At 72.1% G+C, this 13,864-nt stretch carries 12 protein-coding genes; 7 read left to right on the top strand and 5 right to left on the bottom strand.

The features are described from left to right. The first annotated feature begins 27 nt into the window (after positions 1-27). Together CCN42_RS03175 and CCN42_RS03170 are read left to right on the top strand one after the other, a co-directional pair. On the top strand, positions 28-1,863 hold the full coding sequence (locus CCN42_RS03175; RefSeq protein ID WP_086732958.1) for an LCP family protein: 1,836 nt from the start codon (positions 28-30) through the stop codon (positions 1,861-1,863). Positions 1,864-2,050: 187 nt separating this feature from the next. Further along, a complete protein-coding gene (locus CCN42_RS03170) occupies positions 2,051-3,697 on the top strand; it encodes an LCP family protein (RefSeq protein ID WP_086732962.1) in 1,647 nt (548 codons plus the stop codon). A 24-nt stretch (positions 3,698-3,721) separates the two neighbouring features. On the opposite strand, the gene CCN42_RS03165 is transcribed toward CCN42_RS03170, so the two are convergent. Continuing rightward, complete coding sequence (locus tag CCN42_RS03165; protein WP_086732957.1) at positions 3,722-4,771, bottom strand: glycosyltransferase family 2 protein; 1,050 nt, start codon at positions 4,769-4,771, stop codon at positions 3,722-3,724. Between the two features lie 128 nt (positions 4,772-4,899). Here CCN42_RS03165 and CCN42_RS03160 point away from each other — a divergent pair, with 128 nt between their 5' ends. Continuing rightward, positions 4,900-6,369 carry an LCP family protein gene (locus CCN42_RS03160; protein WP_479688080.1) on the top strand — a complete coding sequence of 490 codons (1,470 nt, stop codon included), beginning with the start codon at positions 4,900-4,902 and terminating at the stop codon, positions 6,367-6,369. 21 nt (positions 6,370-6,390) lie between these two features. Here the strand turns inward: CCN42_RS03160 and CCN42_RS03155 are convergent, their stop codons facing one another. Further along, positions 6,391-6,957, bottom strand: coding sequence for an acyl-CoA thioesterase (locus tag CCN42_RS03155; protein ID WP_169731395.1), 567 nt, complete (start codon positions 6,955-6,957; stop codon positions 6,391-6,393). A 119-nt stretch (positions 6,958-7,076) separates the two neighbouring features. On the opposite strand from CCN42_RS03155, the gene CCN42_RS03150 reads away from it, so the two are divergent. After that, on the top strand, positions 7,077-8,366 hold the full coding sequence (locus CCN42_RS03150; protein WP_169731394.1) for an LCP family protein: 1,290 nt from the start codon (positions 7,077-7,079) through the stop codon (positions 8,364-8,366). Between the two features lie 71 nt (positions 8,367-8,437). Here CCN42_RS03150 and CCN42_RS03145 read toward each other — a convergent pair whose 3' ends face one another. Then, a complete protein-coding gene (locus CCN42_RS03145; RefSeq protein ID WP_086732955.1) occupies positions 8,438-9,595 on the bottom strand; it encodes an acyl-CoA dehydrogenase in 1,158 nt (385 codons plus the stop codon). A 185-nt stretch (positions 9,596-9,780) separates the two neighbouring features. On the opposite strand from CCN42_RS03145, the gene CCN42_RS03140 reads away from it, so the two are divergent. Beyond that, positions 9,781-11,124 (top strand): UDP-glucose dehydrogenase family protein, encoded by a 1,344-nt coding sequence (locus tag CCN42_RS03140; protein WP_086732954.1) that lies wholly within the window; start codon positions 9,781-9,783, stop codon positions 11,122-11,124. A gap of 87 nt (positions 11,125-11,211) precedes the next feature. On the opposite strand, the gene CCN42_RS03135 is transcribed toward CCN42_RS03140, so the two are convergent. Then, complete coding sequence (locus CCN42_RS03135) at positions 11,212-11,718, bottom strand: CGNR zinc finger domain-containing protein (protein ID WP_086169807.1); 507 nt, start codon at positions 11,716-11,718, stop codon at positions 11,212-11,214. A 98-nt stretch (positions 11,719-11,816) separates the two neighbouring features. On the opposite strand from CCN42_RS03135, the gene CCN42_RS03130 reads away from it, so the two are divergent. Beyond that, entirely contained in the window at positions 11,817-12,182 is a 366-nt protein-coding gene (locus CCN42_RS03130) for a VOC family protein (RefSeq protein ID WP_086732953.1), read from the top strand. Positions 12,183-12,204: 22 nt separating this feature from the next. Beyond that, the gene (locus tag CCN42_RS03125; protein WP_086169809.1) at positions 12,205-12,597 is read left to right on the top strand and encodes a VOC family protein; all 393 of its coding nucleotides are present in this window, start codon (positions 12,205-12,207) and stop codon (positions 12,595-12,597) included. Positions 12,598-12,619: 22 nt separating this feature from the next. Here the strand turns inward: CCN42_RS03125 and CCN42_RS03120 are convergent, their stop codons facing one another. Next, the gene (locus tag CCN42_RS03120; protein WP_086732952.1) at positions 12,620-13,747 is read right to left on the bottom strand and encodes a dipeptidase; all 1,128 of its coding nucleotides are present in this window, start codon (positions 13,745-13,747) and stop codon (positions 12,620-12,622) included. Positions 13,748-13,864: the final 117 nt, after the last annotated feature.

Raw genomic sequence — 13,864 nt, 5'->3', positions numbered from 1 at the left:
TGGCCCCGACGGAGGATTCAGGCAACCGTGGACGCGCAAGGCCGTGGGCGGGCGGAGAACATCGATCCCGCAGACCAGTGGGTACTCAATCCGAGCACCGGCGAATACGAACTGCGACTGACCCCTTCCGCACCGCAGTCGGCGGTCCCGGGCCCGCGCCGAGCCGCGTCCCGAGGCAGGGGCGCGGCCCCCGGCCGGCCGAGCCGCACCGCCGCCCCGGCCCCCGAAGGCCGGAAAGAGGCACGGGGCGCTCGGGAAGAGGCGCGGGGCGGCCGGGGGGAAGCCCGGGGCAGCCGGGAAGGCCGGGAGGCGCGGCCGGGCCGTTCGGCGTCCGGTGACGCCCCCTCGCCCCGCAGACGCCGCGGCGCGCCCGAGGAGGCGCCGGCGGGCCGGCGCGGGCGGCGGCCCGTGAAGGCCAAGAAGTCCCGGGGGAAGAAGGCCGTGATGTGGACCGGCGGCACGATGGCCTTCGTCCTGGTGGCCGTCGGCGCGGCCGGCTGGTTCTACCTCAAGCACCTCGAGGGCAACGTCACCACCGAGGACGTCGGCAACGCCGCCGACAGCGGCTTCAGCAAGGACGAAGCCTTCAACATCCTGCTCCTGGGCACCGACAAGCGCACCGGCAAGGGCAACGAGGGCTACGGCGACAAGGGCAGCGCCGGCCACGCCGACACCACGCTGCTGCTGCACGTCGCCAAGGACCGCTCCAACGCGACCGTGCTGAGCATCCCGCGCGACCTGATCGTGGACATCCCCGACTGCCCGACGAAGGACGCCGACGGCAACGAGACGGTCATCCCCGGCAGCCAGGGCGTCCGCTTCAACACCAGCCTCGGGCAGGAGGGCCGCAACGCGGGCTGCACGATGCGCACGGTCGAGGAGATGACCGGGATCGACGTCAACCACTTCATGATGGCCGACTTCAACGCCGTGAAGACGCTGACGACGGCGGTCGGCGGCGTGGACGTGTGTCTCGCCAAGGACGTCGACGACCCCGACTCGCATCTCAAGCTCGACGCGGGCCCGCACACGCTCATGGGCGAGGACGCGCTGGCCTTCGTGCGCACCCGGCACAGCTTCGGCAACCAGGGCGACCTGGACCGCATCAAGGTGCAGCAGCAGTTCCTGGCGTCCCTGATGCGCAAGATGTCCTCCAGCGACACCCTCACCAGCCCCACCAAGCTGATGAAGCTCGCGGAGGCGGCCACCAAGGCGCTCACCGTCGACACCGGCATCGGCAAGGTCAGCACCCTCAAGGACGTGGCGCTGGAGCTGAAGAAGGTGCCGCCGAAGAACATCAGCTTCACCACGGTCCCGGTGCGCGACAATCCCGCCGAGACGGTCAAGGCGACGGTCGTCGTCGACGAGTCGCGGGCCCCCGACGTGTTCGACGCGATCGCGAACGACGTCTCCTTCACCGCCGTGAAGGAGAAGAAGGCGCAGGAGAAGGCCGCGGTCGCCGCCCGGCTGAAGGGCACCAAGTCCGCCCCCTCCGAGGTGCGGGTGCGGATCCTCAACGGCGGGGCCCCCTCGGGCAGCGCCTCGGAGACCCTCGAGTGGCTGCAGAACGACGAGGGCGTCACCAAGTCCGAGAACGCGGGCAACGCGGACGCCGCCCTGAGCAGGACGACGCTGGAGTACGCGCCCGAGCAGGCCGACCAGGCCCGCCGGCTGGCCGCCATCATGGGCCTGTCCGGGGCGGCGCTGAAGCCGGGCGAGAGCGTCATCAACTCCCAGGGCCTGCCCACGATGACGCTGACCCTGGGCAAGGACTTCGAGGGGGCGGGGGTGTCCCTCACCCCTCCGGCGAAGGCTCCGGACGTGGAGAAGTCCACGGCCGACAAGGTTCAGTGCGCCGGCTGACCGGGAGGGCTGAGCGAGCGCCGGCCGGGCACTAGCCCGTGACCGGGCGAAAAACAAGGGGTAACCCCACGGGTCCGTCGTGCGTCTGACTTGACGCGGGGCGGACCCGTGTCAGGTGCAGGGTGGGGAGGGCAGGCAAGTGGCGCGAAGCAGTGTGCGCGGAGACGTGCCCGCGGTGGAGGACACGATGTCCCTCAGCGCGCGGTCCGCGGATCCGCAGACCGGGGAGGCGCAACCCGCGGAACAGCGGAGCGCGGAACCGGCGGAGGGCCGGGGCAGGCACGGCGCGGGCGGTGACGGCGGCGGCCGGCGGCGCGGGGGCCGCCGTGGTGCCGGACGGTCCCGCGGGCGCCGGGCGCTGCGCTGGTCGGCGACGGTGCTGGCCGTGGTCATAGTCGGCACCGCGGGAGCGGGCTACCTGTACTACCGGCACCTGAACGGCAACATCCAGAAGGACGACCTCAACCTCGGCGACAAGAACATCGCCGCGCCCACCCCCAACGCGGCCGGGCAGACACCGCTGAACATCCTGCTGATCGGCTCCGACGCCCGCGACAGCAAGGAGAACCAGAAGCTCGGCGGCGCGAAGGAGACCTTCGGCGGCACTCCGCTCGCCGACGTCCAGATGCTGCTGCACGTGTCGGCCGACCGCAGCAACATGTCGGTCGTGAGCATGCCCCGCGACACCCTGGTGCACATCCCCAAGTGCACCGACCCGGACGACGGGAAGGTCTACCCGGCGAGCACCCTGCCGACGGCCACCAACGAGAGCCTCGGCCACGGCGGCCCCGGCTGCACGGTGGCGACCTGGCAGGAGCTGACCGGCATCCACATCAACCACTTCATGATGATCGACTTCGCGGGCGTGGTGTCCATGGCGGACGCCATCGGCGGCGTCCCGGTCTGCGTGGACGCCAACATCCACTCCCGCACCCGCACGGGCGAGGGCTCCGGGCTGAAGCTGGAGGAGGGCACCACCAAGATCAAGGGCGAGACGGCCCTCCAGTGGCTGCGCACCCGGTACGGCTTCGGCGACAACACCGACCTGTACCGCGCCAAGGCGCAGCACATGTACATGAACTCGATGGTCCGCGAGCTGCGCGCCAACGCCACCCTGAGCAACCCCAACAAGCTCCGCAAGCTCGCCGAGGCGGCCACCGAGGCGATCGTCGTCGACGACGGGCTGGGCACCCTCGGGAAGATGTACGACCTGGCCAACGAGCTGAAGAGGGTGCCGACCGACCGCATCACCATGACGACCATGCCCAACCGGCTGGTCGGCAACCGGGTGGAGCCCACCGAGGACGCCGAGACGGTGTTCCGGATGCTGCGCGAGGACATCGCCCTGGACGGCAAGGACAAGAAGAAGCAGCCGAAGAAGGACAAGGTGTCCGACGACCCGGCGGCCCCCGACGCCGAGATCGCCGTCCAGGTGCGCAACGCCACCGCGACGGACACCCAGGCGGCGGCCGGCGGCCGGGCCTGGTCGGTGACGCAGCTGCTGACCGGTGAGGGCTTCACCCAGGCTGTGGCGGACCGCTCGGCCCCGGTCGCGGAGGAGAAGACGGTGATCCGCTTCCCGAGCGCCGATCTGGAGGGCGACGCGCAGCGGGTGGCGAAGGCCCTGGGCATCCCGCTGAGCCAGGTGAAGAAGTCCACGGACGTCTCCGGGGTCACCCTGTTCGTCGGCGCGGACTGGCGGGAGGGGGCGGCGTACGAGGTGCCGAAGAAGGAGGACCGGACGCCGGAGTCGGCGAACGCCCTCAACGCCTCGGACGACTCGGCGTGCATGGAGGTGAACCCGAACTACACCTGGGAGAAGGGCGAGGAGTAGTCCGGGTCACCCCGGTGGCGGCGTTCAGCCGACCGTGACGTCCGGGCTGCCGGAGTCCCGCACGGCCGGCCGCCGCGACGCGATGACCTTCCTGGCCAGTGACTTGGGGCTGGTCAGGAAGCCGTAGCCCCAGGACATGTGCATGGTGGCGAGGGCGACGGGAATCTGCAGCCGCGCCTTGAGCGGCAGCCCCTTGCCCGCGGGCACGGACCCGGCGGCGATCGCCGCGAGGTAGCCGCCGGGGATCACGAAGCCCCACGGGGTGAGCGCGGCGCCCACGACGAGGCCCGCCGCTATCGCGCAGACGGCGGTCGGCGGGGCCAGGTAGCGCAGGTTGATGGAGCCGGAGTGGTAGCGGGCGACGACGTGCCGCCAGCGGCCGTAGTCCTTGTACTGCTTGGCGAGGGCCTTCACGCTGGGCCGGGGCCGGTACGACACCTTCAGCTCGGGCGAGAACCAGATCAGCCCGCCCGCCTCGCGGATGCGGAAGTTCAGCTCCCAGTCCTGGGCGCGGATGAACTCCTCGTTGTAGCCGCCCTGCTGCTCCAGCGCCTCGCGGCGGAAGACGCCGAGGTAGACGGTCTCCGCGGGGCCCGCCTGGCCGCCGGTGTGGAAGGCGGCGTTGCCGACGCCGATCTTTGAGGTCATGGCGGCGGCGACCGCGTGCTCCCAGTCGTTCTCGCCCTCGGCGTGCATGATGCCGCCGACGTTCTGCGCGCCGGTCTCCTCCAGGAGCCGTACCGCGGTGGCGATGTAGTTCGGCGAGAGCATGCCGTGGCCGTCGACGCGGACCACGACCGGGTGGCGGGAGGCCTTGATCGCGGCGTTGAGGGCGGCGGGCGTGCGGCCGGTCGGGTTCGGCACGGTGTGCACCCGCGGGTCCTCGCGGACCAGCTCGGCGGCGATCTCGTCCGTGCGGTCCGTGGACGGACCGAGGGCGATCACGACCTCCATCTCGCCGGCGTACTCCTGGGCGAGGATCGCGTGGACGGCGCCGCGCAGATGCCGCTCCTCGTTGAGGACGGGCATGATCACGGACACGGCGGGGAGCTGCACGTCGGGCTTCGCGTTCATAGGGGCCTCACGTTACCGCGAACGGGGGACACCGGTGCGCCCCGCCGGGGGCGCTGCACCGGGCCACAGATCGTATGGGCCTACGGTGCTCACGGTTCCCGCGTACGGCCGTCGTCCGGAGGTGTCCCGTGCCCGCACCGCCTCGGTCCCCGAGCCGGCCCCAGCGTCGCCCGCAGCCGCAGCGCCTCGCGCCGCGTCCGCCCGTACGGCGGAAACGGCCGCACTGGGCCATGCGGGCGGTGACCGGCCTGTCGGTGGTGGTGCTGGCCTCGGCGGGGATCGGGCACGCGCTGGTCACCAGCCTGGACGCGGACATCGACCGGGTCGACCCGTTCCGCGACATGAAGAACCGGCCCCGCGCGGGGCACGGCATGAACGTGCTGATGGTCGGCACGGACGGCCGCGACCGGATCAGCCCGCAGGAGCGGCGCCGGTACCGGCTGGGCGGGGCGCCCTGCCACTGCACCGACACGCTCATGATCGTGCACATCTCGGAGGACCGGGAGCGGGCGAGCGTGGTGAGCCTGCCCCGCGACTCCTACGCCGAGCTGCCGCCGCACACCGACGCGGCCACCGGCAGACGGCACCCGGGCCGTCCGATCAAGCTGAACGCGGCGTACGCGGAGGGCGGGCCGCAGCTGACCGTGCGCACGGTGGAGCACATGACCAAGGTGAAGATCGACCACTATCTGGAGGTCGACTTCGCCAGCTTCATGAAGACCGTGGACGCCCTCGGCGGGGTGAGGATCTGCACGGTCCGGCCGCTGAAGGACCGCTACAGCGGCCTGGACCTGCCGGCCGGCACCCATACCCTGAAGGGCGGCGAGGCCTTGCAGTACGTCCGGGCCCGCCATCTCGACGGCGCCTCCGACCTGGGCCGGATGCAGCGCCAGCAGCGGTTCCTCGCCGCGCTGATCGACCACGCGACCTCCTCCGGCGTGCTGCTGAACCCGATGAAGTTCCGGGACGTGACCCGGGCGGTGCTCGGGTCGGTGCGGGCGGACAAGGGCTTCGGCACGAACGAGCTGTTGGCCCTGGGCCGGGCGATGCGCGACTTCTCCCCTTCGTCGTCGGAGTTCACCACCGTGCCGATCGAACGGATGGAGTACGCCGTGAAGGGCGTCGGCTCGACCCTGAAGTGGGATTCGGTCAAGGCGGACCGCGTCTTCCAGGCCCTGCGCAACGACCGCCCGCTGGCGGCGGCGCGGCCGGCGCGCGTCCCGGTGCGGGTGGTGGACGTGGCCCCGCAGCAGATCCGCGTCCAGGTGGAGAACGGCACCCGCACTCCTGGCCTCGGCCGGCGGGCCGACGCGGCCCTGGCGGCGACCGGCTTCCGCACGACCCGGCTGCCGGTGAACGCGGCCCGGCAGGACGTGCGCCGCACGGTCGTGGCGCACGATCCGCGCTGGGACCGCTCGGCGCGGTCCCTGGCCGCCGCGCTGCCCGGCAGTGAGCTGCGGGCGGTCAAGGGACAGGGAGCGACCCTGAAGGTGATCGTCGGCGCCGACTACAGGGGCGTCACCAAGGTCCGGGGCGAGCCGCCCCGGGCGCCCGGGGCGTCCACGGTGGTCCGGGGCGACGAGGCGGGCTGCTCGTGAGGTGACGCCCGCCCGGCGGGTTCAGTCCTCGAAGCCCTCCGCGGCCCGCTTCTCGCGCAGCTCCATGATCGCGCGGCGGCGGGCCAGCCGGTGGGTGCGGCGGATCTGGGCCTCCTGGTAGCGGCGCCGGTCGCGGTCCGTCTCGGGGATGACCGGCGGGACCCGGCGGGGCTTGCCGTCGGCGTCGACCGCGGCGAAGACCAGGTAGGCGGAGCCGACCTGGGTGGGCGGGGCGGACTCGTTCCAGCGTTCGGCGAGGACCCGGACGCCGACCTCCATGGAGGTGCGGCCGGTCCAGTTGACCTGGGCCTTGACGTGGACGAGGTCGCCGACGCGGACCGGCTCCAGGAAGGCCATCTCGTCCATGGAGGCGGTGACGGCGGGCCCGCCGCTGTGCCGTCCGGCCACGGCGCCCGCGGCGTCGTCGACCAGCTTCATGATCACTCCGCCGTGCACCGTGCCCAGCAGGTTGGTGTCGCTGTGGGTCATGATGTGGCTGAGCGTGGTCCGGGAGGCTGAGGTGGGCTTGCCCGGGATGTCCGCCGCGTCCGGAGTCTCCGGCCTTGCGGCGCCGGCCTGGTCTGTCATGGCCTCTACCTTATGCCGAACCGGGATCCGGGAAATTTGTGTCGGGTTCGCAACAGCCCGGCCCCTGTTTTCCACGGACCCTTGTAAAGCACACGGCCGCGACCGGCACACTGGGCTGCATGAATGACTGGCCCCAGGGAAGGTCCGACGACAACCGCGGCCCGCGCTACGGACGCAGCAGCGCCGGCGCGCAGCCGGAAGGCGCCCGCGTGATGCGCCAGGTGCGGCGCGGCGGCCAAGCGGTGCCGCCCGCCTCGGGCCCCGGGGCGCCGCCGCACGGGGTGCCGCGGCAGCCGTCGTACGTCGACGGCGGCGAGGGCGACTTCGGCGGGTACGACAGCGGCTACAACACCGGGCAGGTCTACGGCACACCCGGCGGCCGGGGTCCGGCCGGTCCCGGTGGTTCCGGGCCGCGCGGGCCGCGTCCCGCGCCGAACTGGCGCCGCCGGATCAAGGTGACCGCGATCACACTGGCGGCCGTGATGGTCGTCACGACCGTCGGCACCTACTTCTGGGCCGACTCCAAGCTGAACCGCGACGTCGACCTGTCGACGGTGATCGACCGCCCGGAGAAGGGCGAGGGCACCAACTACCTCATCGTCGGCTCCGACAGCCGTGAGGGCATGACCTCCGAGCAGAAGAAGCGGCTGCACACCGGGTCCTCCGAGGGCAAGCGCACGGACTCGATGATGATCCTGCACACCGGTGACAACGGCCCCACGCTGATCTCGCTGCCCCGCGACTCCAACGTCACGATCCCCGAGTTCCAGGGCTCGGAGTCGGGCAAGCGCCGGGCCGCGATGGGCGCGAACAAGCTGAACGCCGCGTACGCCATCGACGGGCCGACGCTGCTGGTGCGCACGGTCGAGTACAACACCGGCCTGCACATCGACCACTACGTGGAGATCGGCTTCGCCGGGTTCGCGAACATCGTGGACGCGGTCGGCGGCGTCGAGATGGACATCCCGCAGGACATCAAGGACACCAAGTCCGGTGCGAACTTCGAGAAGGGCCGGCAGACCCTGAACGGCGAGGAGGCCCTCGCCTTCGTCCGCACCCGCTACGCGCTGGCCGGTTCCGACCTGGACCGCACCAAGAACCAGCAGAAGTTCCTCAACGCGCTCGCCAGCCAGGTGGCGACCCCGGGGACCGTCCTCAACCCGTTCAAGCTGTACCCGACCATGGGCGCGGGCCTGGACTCGCTCATCGTCGACAAGGACATGGGCCTGTGGGACCTGGCGTCCATGTTCTGGGCGATGAAGGGCGTCAGCGGCGGCGACGGCAAGTCGCTGAACATGCCGATCGCGGGCAACGCCGGCAACGGCAACCTCCAGTGGGACATGACCAAGGTCAAGACGCTGGTGGACCAGCTGAAGGCCGACGAGAAGGTGACGGTCTCCGGCAACTGAGCGCCGTACGACGCGAAATGGCCCCCGGCGGATCCGCCGGGGGCCCTTTCGCGTGGCCGGACGTTGCGGGGTTACGGCAGGTTCCGCGCCATCACGATCCGCTGGACCTGGTTGGTGCCCTCGTAGATCTGGGTGATCTTCGCGTCGCGCATCATGCGCTCGACCGGGTAGTCGCGGGTGTAGCCGTAGCCGCCGAGCAGCTGGACGGCGTCGGTGGTGACCTCCATGGCCACGTCCGAGGCGAAGCACTTGGCGGCGGCGCCCAGATAGGTCAGGTCGGCGTCGCCGCGCTCGGAGGCGGCCGCGGCCTGGTAGGTCAGGGCGCGGGCGGCCGAGATCTTCATGGCCATGTCGGCGAGCATGAACTGGATGCCCTGGAAGTCGGCGATCGGCTTGCCGAACTGCTTGCGCTCCTGGACGTACCCCTTGGCGTAGTCCAGGGCGCCCTGGGCGATGCCGAGGGCCTGGGCCGCGATGGTGATGCGGGTGTGGTCCAGGGTCTTCATCGCGGTGGCGAAGCCGGTGCCCTCCTCGCCGATCATGCGGTCGGCGGGGATGCGGACGTTGTCGAGGTAGACCTCGCGGGTCGGGGAGCCCTTGATGCCGAGCTTCTTCTCGGGGGCGCCGAAGGAGACGCCCTCGTCGGACTTCTCGACGACGAAGGCGGAGATGCCCTTGGAGCGCTTGGACGGGTCCGTCACGGCCATCACCGTGTAGAACTCCGACACGCCCGCGTTGGTGATCCAGCGCTTCACGCCGTTGAGGACCCAGTGGTCGCCGTCGCGGACCGCGCGGGTCTTCATGCCGGCCGCGTCGGAGCCCGCGTCGGGCTCGGAGAGGCAGTACGAGAACATCCCGTCGCCCTTGGCGAGCGGGGTCATGTACTTCTTCTTCAGCTCCTCGGAGCCGGAGAGGATCACGGGGAGCGAGCCCAGCTTGTTCACGGCGGGGATCAGCGAGGAGGACGCGCAGACGCGGGCCACCTCCTCGATGACGATCACGGTCGCCAGCGCGTCGGCGCCCGCGCCGCCGTAGGACTCGGGGACGTGCACGGCGTGCAGGTCGGCCGCGACGAGCGCGTCGTGGGCCTCCTGCGGGAAGCGGGCCTCCTCGTCCACCGCGGCGGCGTGCGGCGCGATCTTCGCCTCGGCCAGCGAGCGGACGGCGTCGCGGAGCATGTCGTGCTCCTCGGACGGGCGGTACAGGTCGAAATCAGCCGATCCGGCCAAGGTCTCTCACGCTCCAAGGACGCTAATTACCGTTAAGTAACACAAATTTTAGGGGCCTGGCCAGCTCAGGACCAGGTGACCTTGGCGACAGACGGGTGACCGGCAAGGGGGACGCGGGAAAGGTGCCCGGCGGGCGGCCCGACTATGCTCGGCCTCCGCACCACCGGCGTACCCCAGGAGCATCCATGGCCCTCAAGATCACCGTGATCGGCACCGGCTATCTCGGCGCCACCCACGCCGCGGCCATGGCCGAGCTCGGGTTCGAGGTACTGGGGCTCGACGTGGTCCCCGAGAAGATCGAGATGCTGCGGCGCGCCGAGACCCCGATGTACGAGCCGGGCCTCGACGAGCTGCTGCGCAAGCACGTCGCCGGGATCGAGGGCTCCACCGGGCGGCTGCGCTTCACCACGGACTGGGCCGAGGTCGGCGCCTTCGGCGACGTGCACTTCGTCTGCGTGAACACCCCGCAGCGGCACGGCGAGTACGCCTGCGACATGTCGTACGTCGACGCCGCCTTCGCCTCCCTCGCCCCGCACCTGAACGGTCCCGCGCTGGTCGTCGGCAAGTCCACGGTGCCCGTCGGCTCCGCCGACCGGCTCGCCGCCTACCTCGCCGAGCACGCCCCGGCCGGCGGCGACGCCGAACTGGCCTGGAACCCGGAGTTCCTGCGCGAGGGCTTCGCCGTGCAGGACACCCTGCACCCCGACCGGATCGTGATCGGCGTGCGCGGCGACCGCGCGGAGAAGCTGCTGCGGGAGGTGTACGCCACCCCGCTCGCCGAGGGCACGCCGTTCGTCGTCACCGACTTCCCGACCGCGGAGCTGGTGAAGACCTCCGCGAACTCCTTCCTCGCCACCAAGATCTCCTTCATCAACGCGATGGCCGAGGTCTGCGAGGCCGCGGGCGGCGACGTCGCCAAGCTGGCGGAGGCGATCGGCCACGACGACCGGATCGGCCGCAAGTTCCTGCGCGCGGGCATCGGCTTCGGCGGCGGCTGCCTGCCGAAGGACATCCGCGCGTTCATGGCGCGCGCCGGTGAGCTGGGCGCCGACCAGGCGCTGACCTTCCTCCGCGAGATCGACTCGATCAACATGCGCCAGCGCGGCCAGATGGTGGAACTGGCCAGGCAGGCGCTGGGCGGCGGGCCGTTCCTCGGCAAGCGGGTGGCGGTGCTCGGCGCGACCTTCAAGCCGGACTCGGACGACGTGCGCGACTCGCCCGCGCTGAACGTGGCGGGGCAGATCCACCTCCAGGGCGGCCAGGTCACCGTCTACGACCCCAAGGGCATGGACAACGCCCGCCGGATCTTCCCGACCCTCGGCTACGCCGACTCCGCCATGGACGCGGTGCGCGGCGCGGACGTCGTCCTGCACCTGACGGAGTGGCGGGAGTTCCGCGAGCTGGACCCGGAGGCGCTCGGCGAGGTGGCGGCGGCCCGGGTCGTCCTGGACGGCCGCAACGCCCTCGACCCGGAGCTGTGGCGCCGGGCGGGCTGGACGTACCGGGCGATGGGCCGCCCGACCGCGTGACCCCCTGACGAACGGCGACGCCGGTTCGGCCGAGGCTCAGTCGGCCGAACCGGCGCCTTGTCGCATTCTGCACCAACTCCGGGCCGCTCACGCACCCTTCGCCCGGTACCGGCGCATCTTCGCGCGCGCGCCGCACACCGACATCGAGCACCAGCGCCCGCGTCCGGCCGGGCTGCGGTCGTAGTACGCCCAGTGGCACTCCGGCAGCTCGCAGGCCTTCAGCCGCTCCCAGGTGCCCTCGGTGAGCGCCTGCGCCACGGCCGCGGCGACCCGGGAGAGCAGCGGCCCGTCCTCGGCGGGCGCGAGGCGCGCGGAGCCGTCCCGCGGGTCGACGGCGACGTACAGCGGGGTCCGCGCCAGCAGGTCGCCCAGTGGGGTGACCGGACGGTGCGGGGGGTGCCCGGCGTGCGCCAGGCAGGTGGCGCGCAGCGACTCCCGCAGTTCCCGTACGGCGTCCAGGTCGCCCTCCGCGATCCCGAACCGCTCCCGCGCCTGCGGCGTGTCGAGATCGTCCCGCCCGGACTCCAGGTCGACCGTGTTGACCAGGGCCTCGACCAGGGCGAGACCGCCGGGCGCGGGAAGTCGCTCATTCATGCTTGCGACGTTACCCGTACTGCGGGAGCATGAGGTAACGGTTACCGGTTGCCCGGCTCTACGGGTAACCGGTCGCACCCCTCGACGAGGAGGAAGTCATGGCTCTCGCCAAACTGGGCGTCGTCGTCCTGGACTGTCCCGACCCGCGCGCGCTGGCACGTTTCTACGCCGAGGTGCTGGGCGGCACCGCCAAGGCGGAGGAGGACGGGAGCTGGGTCTCCCTGAAAGTGCCCGGTGGCCAGGACCTGGCCTTCCAGGCCGCCCCGGGCTTCGTCCCGCCGAAGTGGCCGGCCCCGGACGCCTCCCAGCAGTTCCACCTGGACCTCGACGTCGAGGACCTGGACGCGGCGGAGCAGGGCGTGCTGGCGCTCGGCGCGACCGTGCTGGACGCCGAGGACCGCTCCCGCAGCTGGCGGGTTTACGCCGACCCGGCGGGACACCCGTTCTGCCTGTGTGCCTGCTGACCCACCGAAACCGGAGGTGCCCATGACCCCCGCCGCCGTCTTCCGTTCCGTGGTCCTCGACTGCCCCGACCCGCGCGCCCTCGCCCGCTTCTACGCCGACATCGTCGGCGGGGAGCCCGAGGACGCCGACCCCGACTGGGTGGTCCTCCAAGTGCCCGGCGGCCCCCGGCTGGCCTTCCAGTCGGCGCCGGACCTGCGCCCGCCGGAGTGGCCGCGCGCCGACCGGAACGCCCAGCAGTTCCACATCGACCTCGACGCCGGATCCACCTGGGAGGAGGTCGACGCGGCCGAGAAGCGGGTGCTGGCGCTCGGCGCCACGGTCCTGGACGCGGAGGACTACGAGTCGAAGGACTTCCGGGTCTACGCCGATCCGGCCGGCCACCCGTTCTGCCTGTGCCGGATCGAGCACCCGTAGGGCCTGCCGGCCGCCCGGCGGCTCAGCCGTCCAGGTCCGCGATCTTCGCCGCCGACGGCGCCCCGCGCTGCTGTGCGGCCCGCGCCGTGAAGTCCGCGACCCGCAGCACCCGCTGGACGTTCCCCCACGTCAGCAGCGCCAGGTCGGACTCGGTCCAGCCGCGGCGCAGCAGTTCGGCGATCAGATAGGGGAAGCAGGAGGCGTCTCCCAGCTCGCGGGGGTGGGCGCAGCCGGCGTCGTAGGTGCCGGAGAGTCCGACGGACTCGGGCCCGGCCAGGGCGCGGACGTGGTCGAGGTGGTCGGCGACGTCCTGGACGGACGGGCCGGTCTGCTCGGCGGTCAGCGGCACCATGCACAGGCCCTTGGCGGCGCCCAGCACGGCCAGCAGCTCGTCGGGCAGGTTGGCGGGGTGCGGGCGCAGGCTGCGGGCGGCGGAGCGGGTGGCCAGCACAGGTGCCCGGGAGGCGGCGAAGATCCGGCGGATGGTCGCCTCGGAGGCGCCGGAGAGGTCGGCGAGCACCCCGAGCCGGTTCATCTCGCGCACCACTGCGTCGCCGAAGCGGGTCAGCCCGGCCTCGCTGGCCCAGGAGGTCCCCGCGAGGGTGAGCACCCGCAGGCCGAGCGCGTGCAGCACCCGCAGCAGGCCGAGGGAGTCGTCGAGGGCGGCGGCGGTGGCCGGGCCGAGGATCACGGCGGCCCGGCCGCGGTTGCGGGCGTCGATGACCTGCCCGGCGGTGCGGGCCAGGCGCAGGCTCTCGGGGTGTCCGGCGATCACGGTGCGGACCAGGTCCAGCTGCTCCAGGGTCGCGGCCACCGCCCGGTCGGCGGCCAGCCCCTCGGGCAGGTGCAGGGAGCAGAACAGCGCTCCGACCTGGCCCTGCCGCAGCCGCGGTACGTCGGTGTCGACGGCGCTCTCCCCGGTCTCCAGGTCGTACCAGGGCAGGTGGCGAAGCGCCCAGGGCAGGCCGCTGTAGCCGTCGGCCACGGGGTGCGCGGCGAGCAGGGCGCGGGCGCGGTCCAGCAGGGCGGCGTCGGGGTCGTCACCGTCGCCGATGGCGTGGACGTCGGGCGGGAGCGGTCCCTCCAGTGGCAAGCCGCCCAGCTCGCCGGCCTCGGGCGGGGTGTGCAGATCGTCCTGGAGTTCGGCCATGGCGGGCTCCTGACGTGCGCGGCGTTCGCTTACCGTCACCGTCGCACGGGCGCTCCGGGCGTACTCGGTGGGCATGGCGTTCGGGGGTACTCCCCGGTTCACACCTCGGGGACCCGG

The organism is Streptomyces glaucescens (genome assembly GCF_002154375.1).
Taxonomy (GTDB): domain Bacteria; phylum Actinomycetota; class Actinomycetes; order Streptomycetales; family Streptomycetaceae; genus Streptomyces; species Streptomyces glaucescens.
Note: the sequence above shows the minus strand (reverse complement) of the source record. Positions and strands in the feature narration are given on the sequence as shown.

What these genes read in the sequence shown, in the direction of transcription:
- CCN42_RS03170 (WP_086732962.1), top strand. Translation starts at nt 2,051, where the DNA reads ATGTCCCTCAGCGCGCGGTCCGCGGATCCGCAGACCGGGGAGGCGCAA.
- CCN42_RS03165 (WP_086732957.1), bottom strand. Translation starts at nt 4,771, where the DNA reads ATGAACGCGAAGCCCGACGTGCAGCTCCCCGCCGTGTCCGTGATCATG.
- CCN42_RS03155 (WP_169731395.1), bottom strand. Translation starts at nt 6,957, where the DNA reads ATGACAGACCAGGCCGGCGCCGCAAGGCCGGAGACTCCGGACGCGGCG.
- CCN42_RS03150 (WP_169731394.1), top strand. Translation starts at nt 7,077, where the DNA reads ATGAATGACTGGCCCCAGGGAAGGTCCGACGACAACCGCGGCCCGCGC.
- CCN42_RS03140 (WP_086732954.1), top strand. Translation starts at nt 9,781, where the DNA reads ATGGCCCTCAAGATCACCGTGATCGGCACCGGCTATCTCGGCGCCACC.
- CCN42_RS03135 (WP_086169807.1), bottom strand. Translation starts at nt 11,718, where the DNA reads ATGAATGAGCGACTTCCCGCGCCCGGCGGTCTCGCCCTGGTCGAGGCC.
- CCN42_RS03130 (WP_086732953.1), top strand. Translation starts at nt 11,817, where the DNA reads ATGGCTCTCGCCAAACTGGGCGTCGTCGTCCTGGACTGTCCCGACCCG.
- CCN42_RS03125 (WP_086169809.1), top strand. Translation starts at nt 12,205, where the DNA reads ATGACCCCCGCCGCCGTCTTCCGTTCCGTGGTCCTCGACTGCCCCGAC.
- CCN42_RS03120 (WP_086732952.1), bottom strand. Translation starts at nt 13,747, where the DNA reads ATGGCCGAACTCCAGGACGATCTGCACACCCCGCCCGAGGCCGGCGAG.